This window comes from Streptomyces endocoffeicus (assembly GCF_016741935.1).
Lineage (GTDB): Bacteria > Actinomycetota > Actinomycetes > Streptomycetales > Streptomycetaceae > Streptomyces > Streptomyces endocoffeicus.
This window is the reverse complement of record NZ_JAERRG010000014.1, coordinates 1-24,375: the sequence shown is the minus strand read 5'-3', so window position 1 is coordinate 24,375 and position 24,375 is coordinate 1. Positions and strand designations below refer to the sequence as shown.

Annotated in this window: 23 protein-coding genes; 14 read left to right on the top strand and 9 right to left on the bottom strand. The window is 72.0% G+C overall.

What is annotated here, in order from left to right:
• From JK364_RS30125 to JK364_RS30090, 8 genes are all read left to right on the top strand, one after another.
• Positions 1–633, top strand: coding sequence for a riboflavin synthase (locus JK364_RS30125; protein WP_201854509.1), 633 nt, complete (start codon positions 1–3; stop codon positions 631–633).
• Complete coding sequence (locus JK364_RS30120; RefSeq protein ID WP_230992724.1) at positions 630–1,964, top strand: bifunctional 3,4-dihydroxy-2-butanone-4-phosphate synthase/GTP cyclohydrolase II; 1,335 nt, start codon at positions 630–632, stop codon at positions 1,962–1,964. The genes JK364_RS30125 and JK364_RS30120 overlap by 4 nt, the downstream gene beginning before the upstream one ends.
• A gap of 109 nt (positions 1,965–2,073) precedes the next feature.
• Positions 2,074–2,559: a 6,7-dimethyl-8-ribityllumazine synthase gene (gene ribH / locus JK364_RS30115; RefSeq protein ID WP_020867014.1), complete on the top strand. Its 486-nt coding sequence runs from the start codon at positions 2,074–2,076 to the stop codon at positions 2,557–2,559.
• Between the two features lie 36 nt (positions 2,560–2,595).
• A complete protein-coding gene (locus JK364_RS30110) occupies positions 2,596–2,868 on the top strand; it encodes a phosphoribosyl-ATP diphosphatase (RefSeq protein ID WP_037951821.1) in 273 nt (90 codons plus the stop codon).
• A gap of 101 nt (positions 2,869–2,969) precedes the next feature.
• Entirely contained in the window at positions 2,970–3,818 is an 849-nt protein-coding gene (hisG, locus tag JK364_RS30105) for an ATP phosphoribosyltransferase (RefSeq protein WP_201854508.1), read from the top strand.
• Positions 3,819–3,874: 56 nt separating this feature from the next.
• Positions 3,875–4,330 (top strand): PH domain-containing protein, encoded by a 456-nt coding sequence (locus JK364_RS30100; protein WP_201854507.1) that lies wholly within the window; start codon positions 3,875–3,877, stop codon positions 4,328–4,330.
• Between the two features lie 320 nt (positions 4,331–4,650).
• Entirely contained in the window at positions 4,651–6,015 is a 1,365-nt protein-coding gene (locus JK364_RS30095; protein WP_201854689.1) for a hemolysin family protein, read from the top strand.
• Complete coding sequence (locus JK364_RS30090) at positions 6,012–7,121, top strand: hemolysin family protein (protein WP_201854506.1); 1,110 nt, start codon at positions 6,012–6,014, stop codon at positions 7,119–7,121. The genes JK364_RS30095 and JK364_RS30090 overlap by 4 nt, the downstream gene beginning before the upstream one ends.
• A 40-nt stretch (positions 7,122–7,161) precedes the next feature.
• Here JK364_RS30090 and JK364_RS30085 read toward each other — a convergent pair whose 3' ends face one another.
• Entirely contained in the window at positions 7,162–9,051 is a 1,890-nt protein-coding gene (locus tag JK364_RS30085; protein ID WP_201854505.1) for an AAA family ATPase, read from the bottom strand.
• Positions 9,052–9,450: 399 nt separating this feature from the next.
• Entirely contained in the window at positions 9,451–10,080 is a 630-nt protein-coding gene (locus tag JK364_RS30080; protein ID WP_201854504.1) for a uridine kinase family protein, read from the bottom strand.
• A 172-nt stretch (positions 10,081–10,252) separates the two neighbouring features.
• Here JK364_RS30080 and JK364_RS30075 point away from each other — a divergent pair, with 172 nt between their 5' ends.
• Positions 10,253–11,668, top strand: coding sequence for a C39 family peptidase (locus JK364_RS30075; RefSeq protein ID WP_201854503.1), 1,416 nt, complete (start codon positions 10,253–10,255; stop codon positions 11,666–11,668).
• A gap of 6 nt (positions 11,669–11,674) precedes the next feature.
• Here the strand turns inward: JK364_RS30075 and JK364_RS30070 are convergent, their stop codons facing one another.
• The 4 genes from JK364_RS30070 to JK364_RS30055 are packed head-to-tail and all read right to left on the bottom strand — an operon-like array spanning position 11,675 to position 15,355.
• Positions 11,675–12,904: an ABC transporter permease gene (locus JK364_RS30070; RefSeq protein WP_201854502.1), complete on the bottom strand. Its 1,230-nt coding sequence runs from the start codon at positions 12,902–12,904 to the stop codon at positions 11,675–11,677.
• The gene (locus tag JK364_RS30065) at positions 12,901–13,608 is read right to left on the bottom strand and encodes an ABC transporter ATP-binding protein (RefSeq protein WP_201854688.1); all 708 of its coding nucleotides are present in this window, start codon (positions 13,606–13,608) and stop codon (positions 12,901–12,903) included. Before JK364_RS30065 ends, JK364_RS30070 begins: the two co-directional genes overlap by 4 nt.
• Entirely contained in the window at positions 13,608–14,690 is a 1,083-nt protein-coding gene (locus JK364_RS30060) for an efflux RND transporter periplasmic adaptor subunit (protein WP_201854501.1), read from the bottom strand. The genes JK364_RS30065 and JK364_RS30060 overlap by 1 nt, the downstream gene beginning before the upstream one ends.
• The gene (locus tag JK364_RS30055; protein ID WP_201854500.1) at positions 14,687–15,355 is read right to left on the bottom strand and encodes a hypothetical protein; all 669 of its coding nucleotides are present in this window, start codon (positions 15,353–15,355) and stop codon (positions 14,687–14,689) included. The genes JK364_RS30060 and JK364_RS30055 overlap by 4 nt, the downstream gene beginning before the upstream one ends.
• A gap of 133 nt (positions 15,356–15,488) precedes the next feature.
• Between JK364_RS30055 and JK364_RS30050 the strand changes: the two genes are divergently transcribed.
• The 3 genes from JK364_RS30050 to JK364_RS30040 are packed head-to-tail and all read left to right on the top strand — an operon-like array spanning position 15,489 to position 18,180.
• A complete protein-coding gene (locus tag JK364_RS30050; RefSeq protein WP_201854499.1) occupies positions 15,489–16,175 on the top strand; it encodes a response regulator in 687 nt (228 codons plus the stop codon).
• A 26-nt stretch (positions 16,176–16,201) separates the two neighbouring features.
• A complete protein-coding gene (locus JK364_RS30045; RefSeq protein ID WP_372462013.1) occupies positions 16,202–17,674 on the top strand; it encodes an ATP-binding protein in 1,473 nt (490 codons plus the stop codon).
• Positions 17,675–17,682: 8 nt separating this feature from the next.
• Positions 17,683–18,180: a hypothetical protein gene (locus tag JK364_RS30040; RefSeq protein ID WP_201854497.1), complete on the top strand. Its 498-nt coding sequence runs from the start codon at positions 17,683–17,685 to the stop codon at positions 18,178–18,180.
• Positions 18,181–18,240: 60 nt separating this feature from the next.
• Here the strand turns inward: JK364_RS30040 and JK364_RS30035 are convergent, their stop codons facing one another.
• Together JK364_RS30035 and JK364_RS30030 are read right to left on the bottom strand one after the other, a co-directional pair.
• The gene (locus tag JK364_RS30035; protein WP_201854496.1) at positions 18,241–18,873 is read right to left on the bottom strand and encodes an HhH-GDP family DNA glycosylase; all 633 of its coding nucleotides are present in this window, start codon (positions 18,871–18,873) and stop codon (positions 18,241–18,243) included.
• Positions 18,870–19,760, bottom strand: a complete 891-nt coding sequence (locus JK364_RS30030) for a CdaR family protein (protein ID WP_201854495.1) — start codon at positions 19,758–19,760, stop codon at positions 18,870–18,872. Before JK364_RS30030 ends, JK364_RS30035 begins: the two co-directional genes overlap by 4 nt.
• A gap of 732 nt (positions 19,761–20,492) precedes the next feature.
• Here JK364_RS30030 and JK364_RS30025 point away from each other — a divergent pair.
• Entirely contained in the window at positions 20,493–22,793 is a 2,301-nt protein-coding gene (locus JK364_RS30025; RefSeq protein WP_201854494.1) for a putative bifunctional diguanylate cyclase/phosphodiesterase, read from the top strand.
• A 152-nt stretch (positions 22,794–22,945) separates the two neighbouring features.
• On the opposite strand, the gene JK364_RS30020 is transcribed toward JK364_RS30025, so the two are convergent.
• On the bottom strand, positions 22,946–23,302 hold the full coding sequence (locus JK364_RS30020; RefSeq protein WP_201854493.1) for a DUF779 domain-containing protein: 357 nt from the start codon (positions 23,300–23,302) through the stop codon (positions 22,946–22,948).
• On the opposite strand from JK364_RS30020, the gene JK364_RS30015 reads away from it, so the two are divergent.
• A complete protein-coding gene (locus JK364_RS30015) occupies positions 23,301–24,284 on the top strand; it encodes an alpha/beta fold hydrolase (protein ID WP_307841422.1) in 984 nt (327 codons plus the stop codon). The two genes, JK364_RS30020 and JK364_RS30015, sit on opposite strands and share 2 nt — an antisense overlap.
• Positions 24,285–24,375: the final 91 nt, after the last annotated feature.

Here is a 24,375-nt window from a genome sequence, read left to right as displayed (position 1 = left end):
GTGTTCACCGGAATTGTCGAAGAACTGGGTGAGATCGTCGCCATCGAGCACCTGGGCGACGCGTCCCGCTTCCAGGTACGCGGCCCCCTCGTCACCGAAGGGGCGAAGCACGGCGACTCCATCGCCGTCAACGGCGTCTGTCTCACCGTCGTCGACATCATGGAGGACGCGGAGGGCACCCGGTTCAGCGCCGACGTGATGGCCGAGACCCTGAACCGCTCCAGTCTCGGCGCGCTCGACATCGGCTCCCGGGTCAACCTGGAGCGCCCGATGGCGCTGGGCGGGCGGCTCGGCGGCCACATCGTGCAGGGCCATGTGGACGGCACCGGCGCCATCGTGGACCGCAAGCTCTCCGAGCACTGGGAGATCGTGAAGATCTCGCTGCCCGCCGAACTCAGCCGCTATGTCGTCGAGAAGGGCTCCATCACGGTGGACGGCATCAGCCTCACCGTCGTGGACGCGGGCCCCGACTACTTCACCGTCAGCCTCATCCCGACGACCCTCGCGCTCACCACGCTCGGGGTCAAGCAGGCCGGGGACCCGGTCAACCTCGAGGTGGACGTACTCGCCAAATACGTCGAGCGGCTGCTCGGACGGGACAACGGCACGCAGGACCAGGAGGCCACATCATGAGTGAGGCATACGCGGTGACCGACCCGCATCCGAGCAGTGGCCCGGCCGCGTCCCTGCGCGCCACGCAATGGCCCGACGAACTGGCGCTGGACCCCATCGAGCGCGCCATCGCCGACATCGCCGCGGGCCGCCCCGTGGTGGTCGTGGACGACGAGGACCGGGAGAACGAGGGCGACCTCGTCGCCGCCGCCGAGACGATCAGCCCCGAGATCGTCGCCTTCATGATGAACGAGTGCCGTGGGCTCATCTGCGCGCCCATGGAGGCCGCGGACCTCGACCGGCTGCGGCTTCCGCAGATGGTCGAGGAGAACACCGAGTCCATGCGGACCGCCTTCACCGTCTCGGTCGACGCCACCGCCGAACACGGCGTCAGCACCGGTATCTCCGCCGCCGACCGGGCCACCACCCTGCGGCTGCTGGCCGACCCGGACACCACCCCCGGCGACCTCGTCCGCCCCGGCCACATCTTCCCGCTGCGCGCCCGCCCCGGCGGGGTGCTCGAGCGCGATGGCCACACCGAGGCCGGGGTCGACCTCGCCCGGCTGGCCGGACTGCGCCCGGCGGCCGTGATCTGCGAGATCGCGGGGGAGGACGGTGCCATGCTGCGCCTGCCCGACCTGGTCGCCTTCGCCCACAAGCACGACCTGGCGATCGTCTCCATCGCCGATCTGATCGCGTACCGCAAGCCCGCCGAGCCGCTGGTGCGGCGCGAGGCCGAGACCCGGCTGCCCACCGCCTTCGGCGACTTCCGGGCGTACGGCTACCGCGCGGCCGACGGCGTCGAGCACATCGCGCTGGTCCAGGGCGACATCCGGGACGGCGAGGACGTGCTGGTCCGCGTCCACTCCGAATGCCTCACCGGCGATGTCTTCCACTCGCTGCGCTGCGACTGCGGCCCCCAGCTGCACGCCGCGCTGGAGCGGGTCACGGCCGAGGGCCGGGGCATCGTCCTGTATCTGCGTGGCCATGAGGGGCGCGGGATCGGACTGCTGTCCAAGCTGCGCGCGTACGAGCTCCAGGAGCTGGGCCGGGACACCCTGGACGCCAATCTGGAGCTCGGCCTGCCCGCCGACGCGCGGGACTACGCCGCGGGCGCGGAGATCCTCGCCGACCTCGGCGTGCACTCGCTGCGGCTGATGACCAACAACCCCGAGAAGACCACGGCGCTGGTCCGGCACGGGCTGCGGGTCACCGGCCGGGAGCCGATGCCCGTCCAGGCGGGGGAGCACAACCTCCGCTACCTCCGCACCAAGCGGGACCGGATGGGGCATGACCTGCCCTGGCTGGACGGCGACCGCGCCGAGCCCATATCGGCTTGCGGCAACCAGTAGCCGCACAGAACCGGTAGCCGTACGGACGCACACCCACGCACCACCACAGAAGCATCAGAAGCACCAGAAGCACCAGAACATCGGAAAATCAGAAACACCGAGGAGAGACGTGAGCGGTAAGGGCGCCCCCGAACTGTCCGTGAAGAACTGCGGGGACCTGCGCGTCGCCGTCATCGCCGCACAGTGGCACGAGAAGGTGATGGACGGGCTGCTCGACGGCGCCCTGCGCGCGTTGGGCGAGCTCGGCATCGACGAGCCCACCGTGCTGCGGGTGCCGGGCAGCTTCGAGTTGCCGGTCGTCGCCAAGGTGCTCGCGGGCCGCGGCTATGACGCGATCGTGGCCCTGGGCGTCGTCATCCGTGGCGGCACCCCGCACTTCGACTATGTGTGCCAGGGCGTCACCCAGGGGCTGACCCAGGTCAGCGTGGACACCGGCGTGCCCATCGGCTTCGGCGTGCTGACCTGCGACACCGACGAGCAGGCCCTGGACCGGGCCGGGCTCGCGGGCTCCAGCGAGGACAAGGGCCACGAGGCGGTCACCGCGGCCGTCGCCACCGCCACCACCCTGCGCTCGGTCGCCGAACCCTGGCGCTGAGGGGCGTCGCACGACCCAAGTAGGATGACGGACACGATGCCCAAGAAGACGTTCGAGGAGCTCTTCGCCGAGCTCCAGAAGAAGGCCGCCACGGCCGACCCCGCCACTTCCCGCACCGCCGAGCTGGTCCACTCCGGTGTGCACGCCATCGGCAAGAAGGTCGTGGAGGAGGCCGCCGAGGTGTGGATGGCCGCCGAGTACGAGAGCGACGAGGCGACCGCCGAGGAGATCTCCCAGCTCCTGTACCACCTTCAGGTGATGATGGTCGCCAAGGGGCTGACCCTCGACGACGTCTACGCCCACCTCTGAACACCCCCGTCAACCACCCTCACCCTCCGACTCTCGCCGCTACCGAGCTAGCCGAGCCACCGAGTCACCGAGCCACCGAGCCACCGAAGGAAAGAGCACTCATGCTGCGCATCGCCGTCCCCAACAAGGGTTCACTGTCCGAGCCTGCGTCGGCGATGCTCCATGAGGCGGGCTACCGGCAGCGCAAGGACCGCCGGGAGCTGGTACTGGTCGACGCGGAGAACGAGGTGGAGTTCTTCTTCCTCCGCCCCCGCGACATCGCCGTCTACGTGGGCTCCGGCCGGCTCGACATCGGCATCACCGGCCGCGATCTGCTGCTGGACTCCGGCTCCCAGGCCGAGGAGATCATGCAGCTCGGCTTCGCCGGGTCCACCTTCCGCTACGCCACCCGTCCCGGCACGGCCAAGGACGTCAGCGAGTTCGGCGGGATGACCGTGGCCACGTCTTTCGCCGGACTGGTCACCAAGCACCTCGCCGACAACGGTGTGGACGCCGCCGTGGTCCACCTCGACGGCGCCGTCGAGACCGCCATCCAGCTCGGTGTCGCCGAGGTCATCGCGGATGTGGTCGAGACCGGCACCACTCTGCGCAACGCCGGGCTGGAGATCATCGGCAAGCCCATCCTGGAGTCCGAGGCGGTCGTCATCCGCCGCACCGGCGACCCCAGCGACGACCCCAAGGTCCAGCAGTTCCTCCGCCGGATGCAGGGCGTCCTGGTGGCCCGGCGCTACGTGATGATGGACTACGACATCCGGGTGGAGCAGGTGGAGCGCGCCGTGGCGCTCACCCCGGGCCTGGAGTCGCCCACCGTCTCCCCGCTGCACCACGAGGGCTGGGTCGCGGTCCGCTCGATGGTCCCCGCCAAGGACGCCCAGCGGATCATGGACGAGCTCTACGACCTGGGGGCACGGGCCATCCTCACCACCGGCATCCACGCCTGCCGCCTCTGACAGCCGGCCCCGTCCCCGCCCCCATCCCGTTCCCTCCCATCCGAGAGGCCGACCACGTGTCCGCCGCCGCGCCCACCCCCGCCCTGCCCGTCACCTTCCGGCCGACCAGGACCCGGGCCGTCCTGATGACCGTCGGTGTCGCCGTCCTGGTCGTCCTCACGGCCGTCGCCCTGCTGTTGGAGCGGCTGGGGCCGGGGGAGCGGGCCAGCTTCATCCTCACCGGACTGCTGTTCTTCGGGGTGCTGACGCTGCTCAGCCGCCCCAAGGTGGTGGCCGAGGAGGGCGGTGTGACGGTGGTCAACCTCACCACCAAGCGCCGGCTGGAGTGGGCGGAGGTGCTCCGGGTCAATCTGCGCCCCGGTGACCCCTGGGTCTATCTGGACCTCGCCGACGGCACCAGCCTGCCCGCGATGGGCATCCAGCCGGGCATCGCCAAGGCGCACGCCATCAGCGACGCGCGGGCCCTGCGCGCCCTCGCCGAGCGGCACGGGACGGGCCGTGCCGCGGACTGAGCCACCCGGCCGCACCGCGCGGCCCCGGCGGTGTTGAGCAGCCCCTTTACGTCCGCTTCCGCCCCCTGCCGGGTGGGCCCCACGAACCGGCCGACGAGCGGATCGGCACTCCAACGGCGTGAGGGGCCTGCCCGTCATGCCCCATCCTTGATTACTCTGTTGCCGGGGCCGAACAGTGCCCCGCCCCGCCTCTGCAGCGCGCACGCCCGCGTGCGCCCCTGGCGGGCTCCCCTGCGACCCGAGGAGTGACTCCCTCAGCAGATGGACGGATCGTCCTGTAGTACCTGCGCCGCCGCCGACCACGAGGCGGCGGCATGAGCATCACCCTTTCCCTCCTGCTGCTGTCCGCGGCACTTGTCCTGATCCTCGCCAACGGCTTCTTCGTGGCCGCCGAATTCGGCCTGGTCACCGTCGAGCGGCCGGACGCCGAGCGAGCCGCCGACGAGGGCGACAAGCGCGCCCGTACCGTCGTCGAGGCGCTGCGCGAGCTGTCCTTCCAGCTCTCCGGCACCCAGCTCGGCATCACCATCACCTCGCTGATCGTCGGCATGCTGGCCGAGCCCGCGCTCGGCCATCTGCTGACCACGCCGCTGGAGGCGGTCGGGCTGCCGCACGGCGCCGTGTCCGGTGTCGCCATCGTGCTCGGCATGCTGCTGGCGTCCGCCGTCCAGATGGTCATCGGTGAGCTGGTGCCCAAGAACTGGGCGGTCTCCCGGCCGCTGCAGGTCGCCCGCTTCGTCGCGGGCCCGCAGTACGCCTTCGCCCGCTTCTTCCGGCCCGTGATCGCCCTGCTCAACACCGTGGCCAACCGGCTGGTGCGGGCGCTGGGCGTGGAGCCCACCGAGGAGCTGGCCTCCGCCCGCACCCCCGGTGAGCTGGTCTCGCTCGCCCGCCACTCGGCGCGGGCCGGCGCGCTCGAGCAGGACACGGCCGATCTGTTCGTCCGCACCCTCTCGCTGGGCGAGCTGACCGCCCAGCATGTGATGACACCGCGGGTGCGGGTCAGCGCGCTGCACTCCACGGCGACCGCCGTGGATGTGCTCAATCTCACCCGGGCCACCGGGCTGTCCCGCTTCCCCGTCTACCGCGACCGGCTGGACGAGGTCATCGGGATGGTGCACCTCAAGGACGCCCTCGCGGTGCCGTCCGACGACCGGCTGCGCACCCCCGTCAGCCGGATCGCCCAGTCCCCGGTGCTGGTCCCCGAGACGCTGCCGGTCCAGCCGCTGCTGGAGCGGCTGCGCAGCGAGCAGCCGATAGCCGTGGTCGTCGACGAGTACGGCGGCACGGCCGGGGTGGTCACGCTGGAGGACATCGTCGAGGAACTGGTCGGCGAGGTGCGCGACGAGCACGACGACGAGGCCGCGGACCACCCCGACCTGGTGCAGACCCTCACCGAGGACGGCCGCACCGTATGGGACGCCGACGGCGGCTGCCGCGTCGACACCCTGCGCCGGATCGGCCTCGACGCGCCCGACGGGCCGTACGAGACCGTGGCCGGGCTGGTGGCCGATCTGCTGGCGCGGATCCCCGCCCCCGGCGACATCGCCGAGCTGCCCGGCTGGAAGCTGGCCGTCCGGCAGGTCGGCCACCACCGGGCGGAACTGGTGCGCATCGTCCGTACGAGTACGCCGCCCGTGCAGATGAGTGCCCCTGCCGTGGCCGGGAAGGCGGACGGACGATGAGTCTGGTACAGCTTCTCTTCGCCGTTCTGCTGGTCCTCGCCAACGGCTTCTTCGTGGGCGCCGAGTTCGCCCTGGTCTCGGTGCGCCGCAGTCAGATCGAGCCGCGCGCGGCCGAGGGCTCCGGACGCGCCCGTACGGTGCTCACCGGCCTGGAGAACCTGCCGCAGATGATGGCGGCCGCCCAGTTCGGCATCACCATCTGCTCGCTGACCCTCGGCGCGGTCGCCGAACCGACCGTCGCCGAGCTGCTGGAACCGGTCTTCCACGCCGTCCATCTGCCCGAGCAGCTGATCCATCCACTCGGCTACGCCATCGCGCTCGCCCTGGTGGTCTTCCTCCATCTGGTCATCGGCGAGATGGTGCCGAAGAACCTGGCCATGGCGGCTCCGGACCGGACCGCGCTGTGGCTGGGCCCCGGGCTGGTCGCCTTCGCGCGGCTGTGCCGGCCGGTCACCGCGCTGCTGGGCGCGTGCGCCCGGCTGGTGCTGCGGCTGTTCCGGGTGGAGCCCAAGGACGAGATCGAGGCCGTCTTCACCAGCGAGCAGCTGACCCATCTGGTCGAGGACTCCCGGCAGGCCGGGCTGCTCGACCCCGAGGAGCAGGAGCGGCTCGCGGACGCCCTGGAGCTGGGCAGCCGCCCGGTCACCGACGTCCTCCTGGACCCGGCGGGCCTGGTCACGGTCGATCCCTCGGTCACCCCCCGGCAGATCGAGGAGCTGACCGTGCGCACCGGCTACTCGCGCTTCCCGGTGCGCGGCCCCGGCGGCGCCTTCATGGGCTATCTGCATGTGAAGGATGTCCTGGAGCTGGAGTTCCCGGAGCGGGCCGTGCCGCAGCGGGTCTGGCATCCGATCGAGACGCTCCGGGCGGAGCTTCCGCTGGACGACGCCCTCACCGCGATGCGCCGGGCCGCCTCCCATCTGGCGGCCGTCGCCGACGCGTCGGGCACGGTGCTGGGGCTGGTGGCCCTGGAGGACGTCCTGGAGAAGCTGGTCGGCGAGGTCCACGACCCCTCCCACCGGGGTGGGACCCGGGACCGGGTGGCCGAGCCCAGGGGCGAGGCTGCGCCCGCGCTCTCCGAGGAGGAGCGGGCGATGGTCGGCTGACCACCGCAGGCGCGCAACCGCAGGCGCGACCGTATGCGCGCTACCCCAGCGGCGGGTCCTGCGGGTCGCGGTACATGGGACCGCGACCCGACAGGACCTCCCCGTACGCCTGCATCAGATCCGGCAGCCGCAGCGTCGCGAGGTCATCCCGGTTCGGCGTACCGCTCCACCCCGACAGCCGCAGATCCCGGTAAGCGCAGCTCTTCTCGTACAGCGTGCGCAGAAACCGCCCGTTCCCCAGCTCGTCGATCCAGCCCTGGTCCACCACATGGCCGCTGATGCTGCGCAGCTCGTCCACGGCCTCCTCGTCCCACACGTCCCCGTTCTCCGCCGCCAGCACCTCACCGATCCGGGTGAGCTCCAGCGGGCGGTAGCTGGGGAAGTCGACACGGGTGGTGAAGCGCGAGCCGAGGCCGGGGTTGGCGGCCAGCAGCCGGTCCATGCCCTCGGGGTAGCCGGCGAGGATCACCACGAGCCGGTCGCGGTTGTCCTCGGCCCGCTTGAGCAGCACCTGAAGCGCCTCGTCGCCGTACGCGTCGCCCTTGCTGTAGCCCGAGTTGGACAGGCTGTACGCCTCGTCGACGAAGAGCACCCCGCCGAGCGCCGAGTCGATCAGCTCATTGGCCTTCACCGCCGTCTGGCCCAGATACTCGCCGACCAGGTCGGCGCGCCCGGCCTCCACCAGATGGTCGCCACCGAGCAGCCCGAGGGCGTAGAAGACCCGGCCGAGGATGCGGGCCACGGTGGTCTTGCCGGTGCCGGAGGGCCCGGAGAACACGAAGTGCCGCTTGGGCGGCTGGACCGGCAGGCCCTGCCCGGCGCGCAGCCGCGCCATGTGGAGCTGCGCCGACAGCGCCCGCACCTGCCGCTTGACCGGTTCCAGGCCGACCATGCGCTCCAGCTCCTGGAGCGCGCTCTCCAGCAGCACCGGATCGGAGGGGCCGGGCTGGGACGGCAGTCCGGCCCGGTCGCGCGTGCCGCCCGCGCCCATCACGGCGGGGCCCATCAGCGGCGGACCCTCGGGGCCCTCGGCCGCGGCGCGCGGATCGCGGCCGTCGGACAGCGTGTCGGCGGGGTCGGCGGCGGTGGCGTCCCGGCCGTCCGTGGTGTCCTGGCCACCGGCCCCGGCCAGCGATACGGCGGCGAGGTCCGCGGGCTCGTCCAGCCCGTCGGACTCGGCTATCGCCGCAAGCCGCGCCGAGGTGTCCATGAAGGTGGAATCGATGCGGTGCACCGCGCGGTAGAGGGGGAGCGCGGCGGCGCTGCGCCCGGTGCCCTCATGGGCGCGGGCGAGCCAGTAGCGCAGCTCCTTGCGCTGGGGCTGTTCGCTGCGACAGCGCATCAAGGCGGCGGCGAGCAGCGGCTCGGCCTGGCTGTACATCTCCAGCCGGACCCGCGCCATCCCGGCGAACAGACCGGCCTCGATGCCCAGGAACGGATCGTCCAGCAGCGGCTCGGTGTGGCGCACCAGCTGCTCCCAGTCCTTGACCAGATAGGCGCGGCAGGCATGCAGGAAGCGGGCCTGCGGATCGGCCTCGACCGGGGGGCAGCCGGCCAGCGCCCGGTCCAGCTCGGGCACATGGCGGCCGTCGAGCCAGTGGGAGGCGTGGGCGAGCAGCAGGTCCCGGCTGGTCTCCAGCACCGGCTGGACCCACCAGCCCAGCCAGTACCAGGAGTTGAGGGTGCGGCGGTGCCGGGAGCGCTGCTCGCCGAAGCGGTCGCGGTGCCGGTACATCCGCAGCAGCGCCGCCGCCGTGTCGGCCCGCAGCGCGTGCAGCCCGAGCCAGGCGTCGGCCATTCCCGGATCGAGCCGGGTGGCGGCCCGGAACTCCTCCTCGGCCTGTGCGTACGCGCCCATCGTGTAGGCATCGACGGCTCGCAGCCAGGCGAGGTCGGCCGGGGCGTGCGAACCCTGCGTGCCGAAATTCATCACGTCCCCCACAACCGCTGCCCCCGTGGATGCCGCAGGGGCGACTGCCCCTTTCGCATCGTACCTGCGCAACTCGCATGGGCCGAGGGTGCCGCACTGTTGTTCGTCGCAATCACACAAGGCCGGGCGGGTGTGCGCGGGGGCGTGTAGGGGGCGCACAAGGTCTGAGGCGGGTCGTCACCCAGGGTGATGAAGCGGCCGCGCAAAGCAGCGGAAAACCGGCGCCAGACAGGACGAAGCCCCCGATCACGGGGGAACAACCGGGGGCTTCGCGTTGTGGGACGACTCGTACGAGTCGCACATTGAGAACGTAAGACCTGTATGGGCCCCAGGTCAAGCCGAGTTGGGGTACGCGTCATGCCTCGGGCGGCGGCGTCAGGTCCGGTCGGGGGCATCGGCTCACGCTGTGTGAGGCCAGGGGGTGTTTCCCCCGGTCGCGGCGGATCCCGGTAGCACCTCATACCCCTCCTTCCGCTGCTGTACCAAGGCTCCCGCGTACGGACGGGACGGGTCGGCGGCGAAATGCGCACGCTCGGCGGGCAGCCATCCGTCCCAGAATGCGGACATCCCCGGGCCGTCCCGCAGCTGTCCGCGCCGCCAGGAGTCCCACTCGGGCAGATCCATCCACAACAGCTGCGCCAGCCGCGGGCGCATCGCGCGGCGGCCGCTGCCCACGCCCTCCAGCAGCACCACCGGCGCGGGGTCCAGCCGCCGCCGGGCGGTGGCGAAGCGGCGCTCCACCCAGTCGTACGGGGCGTAAGCCGCGGCCGCGCCCCGGGTCAGCGGGGCGAGGACGTGGGTGTGCAGCCGCCCGGCCCAGCCGAAGAGCTCCTCATGGGTGGCGAAGTCGTCCGTGTGCAGTACGGGGGCGCCGCCGAGCGCCTCGGCCAGATGCCCGGCGAAGGTGGTCTTCCCGGAGCCCGCGTGGCCGTCCACCGCGACCAGCCGGACCGGCCCGCAGGACGGCGGCAGCGCACGCAGGCGCCGCGCCAGCGCGTCCAGGCCGCCAAGCGGTCGGTAAGTTCGCATCGGGGACCACCATACGGCCCTTTGGGCTCGTTCACTCCATTGGTTCACACCAATATTGATGGAGCGGGCGCTGGGGGAATCACTGGCCTGAGACCACCCGCAGCGGCCATAGTTGTGCGACTGTCGCGCACCCGCCGCCCACTGGACCGGACGACGACTGGGGGAACCCCGCATGACCAGATCTGGATCCACGCCCCGCCGCTCCGTGCTCGCCGCCGCACTCGGCGTCGCGGGCGCCGCCGCCGTCACCACGACAGCCGTCGCGGCCGCCGGAACGGCCCGCCCGGCCCCCGCCGTGAAACAAGCCCCTGAGGACGCCGCGGCCCCGGCGGGCTCGAAGGCCGAGCCGATCGCGGAGTACCACGGCTGGACCAGCCACGCCGACTGGCTGGCCGGTGCCGCCAAGGGCGTCCGCGCCGATGCCGGGGCCCGCCCCGGCATCGTCATCTCCCGCCCGCTGGGCAGCGTGGACTACACCGATCCGCACACCGGCACCAAGGCCGCCTGGGAGTACGCCACCTGGACCTCCCCGGTGCGCACCCTCTCCGTGCCCGCGACCGAGGCCATCGTCTCCTGGAACGCCCGCACCCCGGCCGGCACCTGGGTCCAGATCGAGCTCAAGGGCACCTACACCGACGGCTCCGCGACCCCCTGGTACGTGATGGGCCGCTGGGCCTCCGACGACGGCGCCTCCTCCATCCGGCGCACCTCGGTGGACGACCAGAGCGACGACAAGAGCTCGGTGTGGACCGACACCTTCTCCATCGACGACCCGGCGAGCGGGCTGCGGCTCGCGAAGTACCAGGTGCGGCTCACCCTCCACCGCAAGCCCGGCACCACGCTCACCCCCACGGTGTGGCGGGTCGGCGCGATGGGCTCGGACGTCCCCGACCGGTTCGAGGTGCCCGCCTCCACGCCGAGCCTGGCCAAGGGGCGCGAACTCGTCGTACCGCGCTATTCGCAGGAGATCCACAAGGGCCAGTACCCGGAGTACGACAATGGCGGCGAGGCGTGGTGCAGCCCCACCTCCTCGCAGATGATCATCGAGTACTGGGGCCGCAAGCCCTCCGCGAAGGACCTCGCCTGGGTCAACCCGGACTACGCCGATCCGCAGGTCTGCCACGCCGCCCGGTCCACCTTCGACTACCAGTACGAGGGCTGCGGCAACTGGCCGTTCAACGCCGCCTACGCCGCCACCTACCGCGATCTCCAGGGCGTGGTCACCCGGCTCGGCTCGCTCACCGACGCCGAGAAGCTGATCGAGGTCGGCATTCCGCTGATCACCTCGCAGTCCTTCCTCAAGACCGAGCTGGACGGCGCGGGGTACGGCACCTCGGGCCATCTGATGACCGTCATCGGCTTCACGGCGGACGGCGACGTCATCGCCAACGACCCGGCCTCGGCCAGCAACGATGCGGTCCGCCACGTCTACAAGCGACGGCAGTGGGAGAACATCTGGCTGCGGACGAAGCGGTACAACGCCGACGGCAAGGTGGTCTCGGGCACCGGCGGCGTCTGCTACCTCTACTTCCCGGCCAAGCCCACCGCCGCCCAGCGGCGGGTGCTGAAGGAGCTCGGCATCCGTTGAGAGGGCTCAGGAGGCGTTGAGCGCCACGGTGGGGTGGAGGCGAGAGGCGCGGATGGCCGGGTAGAGCCCCGCGAGCATGCCGATCCCCAGCGTGGCGCCGAAGCCGCCGGCCAGTGCCCGGGGCGGGATGACCGTCGTCCAGCCCTGGGCCAGGGCGAACGCCCAGGTGGCCACCGAGCCGAGAGCCACCCCGGCCAACCCGCCGAGGGCCGACAACAGCAGTGACTCGGTGAGGAATTGCAGCCGGATGGCGTTGCGGGTGGCGCCGATCGCCCGCCGCAGACCGATCTCCTGGCGGCGCTCCAACACCGAGATCACCATGGTGTTGGCCACGCCGACCCCGCCCACCAGGAGCGCCACGGCCCCGAGCCCGAGCATCAGCGCCGTCAGCCCCTCGTCGGTGGTGGCCTTCGCCGCCAGGGCGTCCGACGGCCGTGAGACCTTGACGGTGCCCTCCTGGCCGGGGTTGACGCTGCGGGCCAGCACCGCCGCCACGTCCTCCACCGACGCGTCAGTGGAGCGCTCGAAGATCGTGGTCGGGTGGCCGTTGAAGCCGAAGTACCGCTCGGCGGCCGGGAATCCGACCATCGCCACCCGGTCCAGCGTGGGCACCAGCTCGATCGGCCGGAGAATGCCCACGACGACCACGTAGCGGTCATTGACCATGATCTTCTCACCGGGCTCGGTGATCCCCAGCCGCTTCGCGGCGATCGAGCCCAGCACGGTCACCGGCAGCCGCTCATTGGCGGGGTTCAGCCAGACGCCCCGGTCCACCTCGGCGCCGAGCGTCTCCAGCAGATCGGGCCGGGCGGCCTGGGTGGTGACCCCGGCAGTCCGCTCCTCCGGCACCACATCGCTGCGCCGGATGCGGGTGTCCACCTCGCCGGTCGCCGTGGCGTGCCGCACCGGGCCGATGCGTTCGACCATCGCGACGGCGTTCTTGGGCAGCACGATGTCCTTCCCCATCGCGTCCTCACCAGCCTCCGCGGTGAGCAGATTGGTGCCCAGCCGGTCCAGCCGGGCCATCAGATCAGCCCGGCTGGAGGTGGAGAGCCCCACCACCGCCACCATCGTGGCGATGCCGATCGCGATGCCGAGGGCGGACAGCACCACCCGGGTCCGGCGGGCCCGCAGCCCGACGGCGCCCACGCGGAGGATGTCACCGGCGGTCAGCCGGGAGGGCTTCAGCCCGCGGCCGGCAGGGGGCGCCCCCGCCGCGGTCTTCCGCTCGGTCATGACCTCACCTCGTTCGAGTCGGCGACGACCTCGCCGTCGCGGAAGCGGACCCGCCGTGGCAGCGCGTCCGCGATCTCGTGGTCATGGGTGATGACGCACACCGTGGTGCCCGCCGCGTTCAGTTCCCGAAGCAGTTCCATCACCACCTCGCCCGACGCCGAGTCCAGTGCGCCGGTCGGCTCGTCCGCGAGCAGCAGATCGGGCTCGCCGACCAGTGCCCGCGCGATGGCCACGCGCTGCTTCTCACCGCCGGACAGCTCATGCGGCCGGTGGTCCAGCCGGTGGCCGAGGCGCACTCGCTCCAGCGCCGTACGGGCCAGCGCCCGGCGCTCGCGCGCGCCCACCCCCGCGTACAGCAGCCCGTCCGCCACGTTGTCCACCGCGTCCCGGCCGGGGGAGAGGTGGAAGTGCTGGAAGACGAAGCCGATGTGACGGGCGCGGAGGGCGGACAGCCGGGCGTCGGAGAGCGTGTTCACATCGTGCCCGGCCACCCGGACCGTGCCCGTGGTGGGGCGGTCCAGGGTGCCGATGATGTTCAGCATGGTCGACTTCCCGGAACCGGACGGGCCGACGATCGCCAGGAGTTCACCGGAGACCACGGTCAGATCCACCCCGCGCAGGGCATGGACCGCGCCCGGATAGGTCTTGGTGGCCCCCACCAGCTCGATCACGGCCGCCGGGCGGGGCGGTGGTGCGCTGGCGATCACCGCTCGGCCACTCCCACCGTCATGCCCTCGCGCAGCCCCACCCCGCTGACCTCGATCCGCCCGTCGGCCGTCATCCCGGTCTCCACCCGCACCATCCGGGTGGTGTCGCCCTTCACCAGCTCCAGGCCGTAGCCGCCGTGCTCACCGCGCAGCGCCACCACCGCCTCGACCGGGACGGCCAGCACGTTCTGGCGGCTCTCGCTGACGAACGACACGTTCACCGTCGCCTTGGCGTCCTCCCCGGACACGGCCGAACGGCCGCCGTCCAGGGTCACCTCCACGGTGATGCCGTCCCGCGCCGCGGCCGACGGGTCGTCATCGGAGGACTCCGGGCGGACGGTGCCCGACACCTCGCCCCGTACGGTCCGTCCGCCGGGCAGTGTCACCTTCACCGTGGTTCCCTTCGCGGTGAGCGACACATCCTGCTGATCCAGCTGGGCCCGGACCACCGGCTTGGTGGAGGCGACGGTGAGCACCGTGGTGTCCGGGCCCACCTGGTCCGCGGCCGCGGCGTCCGCCGAGACGACCTTCACTCGGTCGGGCTGGAAGACCACGTCCCCCTTGCCCACCGTGCCGGTGGGGGTGCGGTTGAGCGACTCCTGCCAGCTCTTGACCGCCGCCTTGGTGGCCGCGTCGTAGCGCGGATCGATGTACAGCCCGGCCCCGAACCCCAAATCCCGCAGATTCCGCTCCAGCTGGAGGACATCGGAGCCGCGGTCCCCGGGCTTCATGGCGCGGAACATCGGGATCTGCCCGTACAGCAGCGTGACGGGCTTGTCGTTCAGCTCGTACAGCGCCTGCCCCTGGGTGACCGTGCCGCCCGCGTCGGCCGCCACGGTCACGGTGCCGTCGACGGCGGAGGACACCGTGCGCCGCTGGGCGTAGTCAAGTTGTCCGTCGACGGTCTTGCTCTGGACCAGATCGGTGCGCACGACCTTGGCCGTGGCGGGCGGCCGGTCACCGTCCCGGGACGAGGCGTCCGCCCCGTCCCCGCCGCCCAGGACCAGGGCCGCCACCCCGGCCCCGGTCGCGGCGGCGGCAAGCGCGCCACCCGCGATCCACGCGGTGCTCCGCCTCACTGCATACCGTCCAGACCGTCGAGCAGCTTGCCCTCGCACGCCTCACGGGCCTGCTTGTACACCGAGGAGTCGGGGTCGATATGGGGGTCCGTCGGGTCCGGCTCGCCGCCGGGCACCGCGTTGCCCGCGGACATGGTGGGGTTCTGGAACTCCGATACGCCGTGGTCGCGCATGCACGTGGCGTGCGCGAGCATCGATTCGTAGTCCTTCTGGGCGTCCCGCTCGGGCTCGAGCGTCATCGCCTTCCGCAGCTCATCGGCACAGGCCCCGTCCTTGCCGCCCTTCGTCACCTCGCCCGTGCCGCTGGGGTCCTCCAGCTGATTGATCTTGTCCCAGTCGAGATAGCCGCTGAGCTTGGGGTCGGGGAAGTCCTTGGCCCCGCCCTTGGCGCGCATACAGCGCACATAGTCCATCTGCGCGTCGTAGAAGGCGCTCTTGCCCTTGCCGGAACCGCCGCCGGTGTCCTTCGAGGAGCCGCCGGAGCCGCCGGAGTCGTCCGAGCCGCCGGAGCCCCCGGTGTTCTCGCCCGGCGCGGAGGCGACCCCCTCCACCCGGGCCGAGTCGCCGTCACCGCCGCAGCCCACCGCGAGGGTCAGGACGGGCAGTGCGGCGAGGGCGGCCAGGGTGCGCCTGAAGGAGGCGCGGGAAGTGGTGTGCCGTGTCATGGCGACCACCTTTCGGCGATCACATGATGGTCCGTCCATGACCATATGATGGATGTGTAACAAAGCCCGTCTGCCTTTGATTCTTCGGCCTGACCAGCAGATTCCGACGATTTCATGGGTAATACTCGACCGTATGCCGCATGTACTGCTCATCGAGGACGACGCCTCCGTACGCGATGGCATGGAGCTCGTGCTGCGCCGCCACGGCTATCAGGTGTCGGTCGCCGCCACCGGCGAGGAGGCCCTCGCGCTGCTCGACGCCCCCGCCGAGACGGCCGTCGAACTCGCGGTGCTCGACCTGATGCTGCCCGGCATGGACGGCTTCGAGGTCTGTCGCCGGATCCGGGCCCGCTCCACCATGCCCGTGATCATGCTGACCGCGCGCGGCGACGATCCGGACATCGTCGGCGGCCTGGAAGCCGGGGCCGATGACTATGTGGTCAAGCCGGTCACCGCACCCGTCCTGGAGGCGCGGATCAAGGCGGCGCTGCGGCGCGCCGACCCCGTACCCCGGCGGCCCGGCGAGGTCTACGCCGGGCTGTTCATCGACCGGGCGGGGCTCACCGTCAGCCGCGACGGCGCCCCCGTCCCGCTGCCACCCACCGAACTGCGGCTGCTGCTGGAGCTGTCCGCCTCGCCGGGCCGGGTCTTCAGCCGGGAGCAGCTGCTCGCCTCGGTGTGGGACCACTCCTTCCTCGGGGACTCGCGCCTGGTCGACGCCGCGGTCGGACGGCTGCGCGCGAAGATCGAGGAGGTGCCCGCCCGGCCCCGCTATATCCAGACCGTGCGCGGCTTCGGCTATCGATTCGGTCCGATATGAAACGCTTCCGGCCGCGTCTTGGGGGCTTGCGCACCCGGCTGGTCATCGCCTTCGTCCTCGTCGCGCTGATCAGCACCGTCACTGCCACCGCGCTCGCCTACCGGGAATCCCGCAGCGCCGTGCTCCAGCGCACCCAGGACGCCTTCCAGGCCGACCTCCGCGAGCGCGTCGACAGCGTCGCCCCCGACTTCGACATGCCCCCCGACATGCGCACGCTGACCGCGCTGGCCGACTCGGTCTCCTCCGGGCTCTCCGGCGCCCCGCTCGTCGTCACCCGCTACCAGGACCTCACCGCGTCCTCCGACGGCCTGGCCGACCGCACCCGGATCACCCCCGAACTGCGCGCCTCGGTCCGCTCCTCGGGCCGTACCCGCTTCCAGCGCGTGGAGTACCGGGGCCGGCCGTATCTGGTGGTCGGCACCCCCGTCTCCTACGAGGGCGGCCGGGCCTCCGGGCTCGAGGTGTTCGCCGTCACCTCCCTGCGGGCGGAGGAGGAGCACACCGCCGCCCTGCTGGACTCGGTGCGCGGCGGACTGCTCCCGGTGCTCGGCCTCGCCGCGGTGCTCGCCCTGCTCGCCGCCGGGACCGTGCTACGGCCGGTGCGCGAGCTGGGGCGGGCCACCCGGCGGCTGGCCGAGGGCGACCTCGACTCACGGGTGGAGGTCAGGGGCCGTGATGAACTCGCCCGGCTCGCCGCGGACTTCAACACCACGGCCGACGCGCTGCAGCGTTCGGTGACCGACCTGCGGGACCAGGAGGCCAGGGCACGGCGGTTCGTCGCCGATGTCTCGCACGAGCTGCGCACCCCGCTGACCGCCATGACGATGGTGACGACCGTGCTGGACGAGGACGCGGCGCAGCTGCCCACGGACGCCGCCCGCGCCGCCCGTACCGTCAGCGACGAGACGGCGCGGCTGGCCCGGCTGGTGGAGGACCTGATGGAGATGTCCCGCTTCGACTCGGGGGCGGCCCGGCTCGACGCGGCGGAGACCGATCTCGCGCGCATCATCCACGGCACGCTGGAGCTGCGCGGCTGGACCGGCCAGGTGGCGGCGCGGCTCCCGGAGGGGATACGGGCGGTGGTGGACCGGCGGCGGGTGGACGTGGCCGTGGCCAACCTCGTGGGCAACGCCCTCCGCCACGGTGAGTGGCCGGTGACCGTGACGCTGTCCGCCGACGCGGACCGGGTGACAGTGGAGGTCACGGACCGGGGGCCGGGGCTGCCACCGGACGCCGTCGGCCAGGTCTTCGACCGCTTCTACAAGGCGGACAGCGCCCGGACCCGCTCGGAGGGCAGCGGCCTCGGCACCGCCATCGCGCTGGAGAACGCACGGCTGCACGGCGGCACGATCGAGGCGGCCAACCGGCCCGCCGAGGAGGGCGGCGGCGCCGTGTTCACCCTGAGGCTGCCCCGCCACCCGCGGCAACGCGCCGGGCGGGATTCCGCCGGGCAGGACTTCGGCGCGCGGGCAGTAGCGGCGGACGGAGGGGCACGATGAAGGGTGGGATGAACCGCCCGCGTACGGCGGCGGTTGCCGTGCTCCTCGCCCTGGTGGCGGCCGGCTGCGGGGTGCGGCCCACCGGAGTGGTGGACGGCGGCGAGCCCGCGAAGGGGCTCACCAGGGATCTGCGGATCTACTACGTCCGCGGCTCCGCGCTCCAGGGCGTCACCCGCCCCGACACCTCCATCGAGGAACCCGTCGGTGCCCTCAAGTTGCTGGCGGACATGCCGGCCTGGGGCGAGGAGCGCGGGCTCGTCAATCTCGTCCGGCTCGGGTCGTACTGGACCAGCGGCACGGGCCACCGGATCACCCTGCACTCGCCCGGCGCCTCCTTCGACAGCCCGAGCGACCGGCTGCCCAACGGCCAGCTGGTGTGCACCCTGGCCCGCGCCCAGTCCTTCCTGCACCGGGACGAGGCCATCCGGCCGGACGACGTCCGGGTCTCCCTGGACGACGGCGAGCGGACGTACGGCCCCTACCAGTGCTCGCAGTTCCTCACGTGAACGCGTTACGCCGCCTCACCTGACCGTCTTGCCGCCCGACCGCGTTGCCGCCCGACCGCGTCATGCCGCGGCGCGCACCTCCCGCGCGGCGTCCGCGTGGAGCGCGACCCGGACCAGGGCGGCGGCCAGCCGGGGAAGGTCCCTCTCGGCCACCAGCCCCTCCAGCGACCGCGCGCTCCTCGGCAGCCCGACCCGCTCGGCGCCGTCCAGCGCCTTGCCGTCGAAGTACGGGGCGAACTCGGGCCAGACGCCCTGCACCTCGCGCAGGAAGATGTTCACCCCGGCCGGCCCGATGCCCTTGACCCCCCGCAGCAGCTTCTTCACGTCCCCGGCCTCGCGCATCCGCCGCAGATCGCCCCCGTACTCCCGGTTCACCAGCTCGGCCGCCTCGCCCAGCTGGCTGGAGGTCCGCTCGTCGTAACGCCGGTAGCCGCCCTCGCCCAGCGCGTCCACCCGCTGCTGCCAAGTGGCCTCCGCCATGCGCCGCGGGTCGCGCATCCCGGCGTCGAACAGGGCGCGGGCGGCGGCGACGGCGATGCCGGAACCGATCCGCGCGGACAGCAGATGCGCGAGCACCAGCAGCTGGTAGAGCGGGCCGGGGGTGTCGCGGAGCTTGATCCCTGCCTCGGCGGCGAAGGTCGTGCCCTGCTGGTCGAGCAGGGCACGCGCCACACTCCTGTCCTTGTCGCTCATTGCCCATCCCGCCTCGTGGTGTGGTGCCGTCGCGTCGGCTCCCGCACGAACCGCTCGACCTCCCGGTGCCCGTTCCCGGTGGGCAGGATCCGGCAAAGACCCAGATCGTCGTAGCACGTCATGCCGTACGGGCTGGGCGAACGGCGGCGCACCTCCAGCGCCCGCAGCGCCTCCTGGTACGAGCGGGGCACCTCGTGCGGGGTGTCGCAGGAAGCGCCCACCCTGATCGCCACGCTGCCGTCGTCCGCGGCACGGGTGTCGCCCGCCGTGCTGCCGCCGCCCACCGCACTGGTGTCGGCCGCCGCACTGCCGTCGCCCGCGCCCGAGAGCAGATCGTCCACCAGCTCCCGCCGCAGCCGCAGCTCCACCTCGGCCAGCTCGCGCACGTGGGCCAGCTCCAGGCCCAGCGAGGTCGCGGCGTGGTCCAGCGCGCGAACGGCCCGCTCATCGGCCCGGCCCTCCGGATCCACCAGGGACAGCGCGCCCAGCACCTCACCGCGCGGATCGGCCACCGCGACCAGCCGGTCCCGCACCCGCACCGGACGCGGCCGGCGGGCGGCCTCCCGCAGCAGTTCCTCGCGCCGCTCCGGGTCGGGCTTGGGGTAGGGGTCCGGGCGGCCCGGACCCGCCCAGGCCCTGAGGTTGCCGAACCGGTCCTCGGCGGCGGCCGCGAGCCCGGCCCGCTGACCGTCGTACGGACAGCGGACCAGGCCCTCGCCGAGCCGTAGGTAGCCCGCCTCGGCGCAGCCGGTGCCGACCGTGCTGACCTGGGTCATCGCCCGGCGCAGTATCCCCGCCTCGTCCTCGCCGTCGATCCCGTCGAAGCCGGTGAACAGGGTCAGACAGCGGTGCGGCAGCAGATCCTGGGCGACACCTGGTGGGGCCATGGGGTCACTCCGTGCGTCCTTATGTGTCCGGTGCGTCGTCGTGCCTCCACGAGGAGACGTACCTCCTTGTGTCTCGTTGCCTCCTTGTGGAGATCCGGCTTGCCTCCTTGTGGGGATCCGGCGGCCGAGTACCCCTATTCATGGCAATTCACCGCATGGGGGCGAAAAGGCTGCCCCGATTTCGTTCCGCGGGGTGCGGGGGCGGGCGTACGGGCCCGGGTACGGCTGCCTCGGCCGCCGAGACCCGGTGTGATGTTCACGTGCGGCGGACGTGAGGGATTTCCTAATTCGACTGCTCACGCGCGGGGTTGGCGCACCGCCAGAACGGGCTCTCCCGAACGGGTTTGGGCGAGGCGCTTTCAAAGGCCCGCCCTGTGGAGGGCCGAGGTCAGCAGGGGGTTTGGGCCGCTGGCAGATGCCTCTGACAGGTGCTCGACAGCCCCCGGCGGCGCCCGCCACCATGATCAGATCCGGATTGAAGTTTTCCGTTTTTCCTTTCCTCATCGAACGGTTGATCAGTAATCTCGCCTCAGCAGCGGGTTGCCGTGCCGCTCTTCGTCGTGCTCCACTTCCCCGAGGACGCGGACGACCCGAGGGCGGCCCCGGAAGCCGGAAGAGGGCGAAGGAAGTGCAGGACGTGGACTGGCGGCCGGAGGGCATCGACGCCACAGGCGAGGACGCGGCAGGCTACAGGGACACAGCCCATGGCGGCTGCCCCGGGGAGCGCACGATATGACTTCCGAATCGGGCGGGCCGAGATGTGACCGCGGCGCCGGGGACGCCGCCGGGCACCCCGCCCCCAGAGAAAACGATCAGCTGAGGCGATTCGCGGGCATCTGGTGCCGGGCCGTCCACCCGCTGGCCGCCACCACGATGACCGCCGAGGAGTTCGAGGGCTATCTGCTGCCGCTGGCCCAGCGGTTGAGCGCCGCCCTGCGTTCCTCCCCCTTCGACACCGAGGCCGCGTACGAGGTCGGGGCCGCGCTGGTGGACGCCCAGTGCACCGAGCCCGACGCGCTGCCCGCCATCCTGGGCGTCATCGACGCACATCTGGTGTCCTGCTCGTCGCCCGGAGTGCCCTTCTCTCGGCCATCCGGTGAATCGTTCCCCGGGCCATCCGGTGAATCATTCCCCGGGCCATCGGGTGAATCGTTCTCAGGCCCGTCCGACGAGCCCTCCCACGAGCCCCTCGCCGACGAGGAGGCGCGCGCCCGCTGTGTGCGGCTGCAGCACGCCCTCGCCGCCGGCTTCGTCCGCGAGCTGCGCGAGCGTGAGCGCGATGAGCAGGAGGCCATCTCGCGGGCCGCGATGGCCGCCCGGACCGAGGCCGAGAAGGCGCTGCACGCGAGCGAGGCCAAGTTCCAGGCCGTCTTCGAGGGCGCGGTCATCGGCGTGGGCATCGCCGGGCTCGACGGCGAGGTGCTCGTCGTCAACGACGCCATGGCCCGGATGTTCGGCGGGATGGACTTCTTCCGCCCCGGCCGCAACGTCACCGAGTTCGTCCACCCCGACGACGTCCCCGGCGCCCATGAGCTCTACCGCGAGCTGGTCAACGGGGAGCGCGACCACTTCCGCATCGAGAAGCCGCACTACCGCGACGACGGCAGCGAGCTGTGGACCAATCTGACGGTCACCCTGCTGCGCGACTCCAGCGGCGCCCCGCAGTACCAGCTCGCCCTCGCCGAGGACATCACCGAGCACCGGCAGCTCCGGGAACGGCTGCGCTACGAGGCCACCCACGACGAGCTGACCGGACTGCCCAACCGCACCCTGTTCCTGGAGCGGCTGGACCAGGTGCTGGCCGCCGACGCCGACGCCGAGCGGTTCGGCGTGTGCTACCTGGACCTGGACGGTTTCAAGGCCGTCAACGACAGCCTCGGGCACGTCGTCGGCGACCGGCTGCTCACGGCCGTGGCCGAACGCCTCCAGCGCTGTGTGAAGGCTCCCACCGAGCTGCTCGCCCGGGTCGGCGGCGACGAGTTCCTCGCCCTGGTCACCGGCCCCGCCGCGCAGACCGACGGCGCCGGGCTGGCCCGCCGGATGCTCGCCGCGCTCGCCGAACCCGTCCGGATCGAGGGCCGTGAGCTGCGGGTACGGGCCAGCATCGGCGTGGTCGACGGCCGGGCCGGGGAGATCGGCCGGGCCGAGGTGCTGCGCAGCGCCGACATCACCATGTACCGGGCCAAGGCCGCGGGCGGCAATCGCTTTGAGATCGCCGACGCCGACTCCAACGCCCGGGTGATCGCCCGTCACAGCCTCACCAACGGCCTGCCCTCCGCCCTGGAGAAGGGCGAGTTCTTCATCGAGTACCAGCCGCTGGTACGGCTCACCGACGGCACCGTACGCGGCGCCGAGGCGCTCGTACGCTGGCTGCACCCGCTGCACGGAGTGCTCGGCCCCGACCAGTTCATCCCGCTCGCCGAGGACACCGGGCTGATCGTCCCGCTCGGCCGCTGGGTCCTGGAGCAGGCGGCCCGGCAGGCGCGTGAGTGGCGCGACGCCGCCGAGGACGACGAGTCGCTGCGCGTCAACGTCAACCTCTCGCCGTGCCAGCTGAGCCATCCCACGCTGGTCTCCGACACGGTGGCGGTCCTGGAGAACGCCGGGCTGTGCCCCAGCGCGCTGTGCCTGGAGGTCACCGAGAACGACCTCATCGGCGCCGACGAGACCGCCCTGCGGCCGCTGCGGCAACTCGCCGACCTCGGCGTGGACATCGCCCTGGACGACTTCGGCACCGGCTACTCCAACCTGTCGTATCTGCGCCGGCTCCCGGTCTCCCAGCTCAAACTGGACCGTTCCTTCACCCGGGGCATGCAGCGGGCCCCGGCCGATCCGGTCGACGTCAAGATCGTCGAGGGGATCGTCTCGCTCGCGCACACGCTGGACCTCGCGGTGACGGTCGAGGGCGTGGAGACGGCCGTACAGGCCGAGCATCTGCGGGGGCTGGGCTGCGACACCGCCCAGGGCTGGTACTACGCACGGCCGGGCCCGCCCGAGCGGCTGCACACCCTGGCGCTGGCCGACGCGAGCTGAGGGCACGGTCGGCTGAGAGCAGCGCGGCCGGGGCTGAGAGCTCGGCCGGCTGAGGGTGCGGCCGGGGCTGAGGGTGCGGTCGGCTGAGGGCGCAAGGAGGTGGTGTTCCCCTCGCGCCCATCCGGCGGCGCGCCGGGCGCGGTTCGCCGTGCTCAGCCAGCCGTGTCGTTCAGCAGCCGTGAGCGGATCAGGAAGCGCACACCCTCCGGCGCCTCCAGGGAGAAGCCGCTGCCACGGCCCGGCACCACGTCCACCGTGAGATGCGTATGGGCCCACAGCTCGAACTGCGAGGCCGACATCCAGAAGCCCACCGGCTCCTCGACCCCGTCCACCACCAGCTCCCCGAGCAGCACATCCGACCCACCCGTACGGAACTCGCCGAGCGGATAGCACATCGGCGCGCTGCCGTCGCAGCAGCCGCCCGACTGGTGGAACATCAGCGGCCCGTGATCCGCCCGCAGCTTGCGGATCAGCTCGGCCGCGGCCGGTGTCAGCGCGATACGGTCCATGGGCGATCCCTCTCCGTCATGCTGGTCATGCTCACCGAGCGGTCAGAGGTCCGGCCCAGCGAACCCCTCGCCACGTTGCGAGAACGTTGCCCTCGCCGCGATGTTGGCGACGCGGTTGGTGTCGCGGTTGCGGTCTGAGCTGGGGGTGGAGCTGCCGGTAGGGGCGGTGTTCGAGGACCCGACGGTGGCCGCGCTGGCCAGCAGGCTGGAGAGCGGAAACGGTGGGAAGGGCCTCGACGGTGGGGAGGGCTTCGACGTCCTGCTACCGCTGCGGCCACACGGCAGCCGTGCACCGCTCTTCTGCGTCCACCCGGCCGGCGGGATCAGCTGGCCCTATTCCGGACTGCTGCGCCATATCGACGCCGACCACCCCGTCTACGGTCTCCAGGCCCGGGGGCTGGCCGGTACGGAGACACCGCACGCCACGGTCGAGGAAATCGCGGCGGACTATCTGCGCCAGATCCGGACCGTACGGCCACACGGCCCGTACCACCTCCTCGGCTGGTCCTTCGGCGGCATCGTCGCCCACGCGATCGCGACCCGGCTTCAGGAGGAGGGTGAGGAGGTGGCCTTGCTGGCGGTGCTCGACACCTACCCCCTGGCGGCCGTGCCTGCGGCGGAATCGCTGCCAGAGGCGGGAGACCGCGACATCCGGGGCATGTTCCTCGACGTCCTGGCGGACGAGGCGTACTCCCTGGATGAGGAGATTCTGACGGCGCTGTGCCACAGCCACGCCCAGCATGAGCGAGCCGCCAAGGAACACCGGCCTCGGCGGTTCCACGGGGAGATGGACCTCTTCATCGCGACGGAGGAACCCACCGACCACCGGAGCGCCGCATGGCGTACGCCCGATTCCTGGGCGCCCTACGTCGAGGGAGATATCCGGACCCACGATGTGCCCAGTACTCACGACCACCTGATGACGCGGCGGGCACTGGATCACATCGGCCCCGTCGTCGCTCGGCGGCTCGAGCGGCCGTAGCACGCCGGGGCGTGGCGCCCCGGGCCGCCACGCCCCGGCCCTGAGCGGCTCTCACTCCTCCAGGTCTGCCCACTCGGCTTCGAGATCGCTC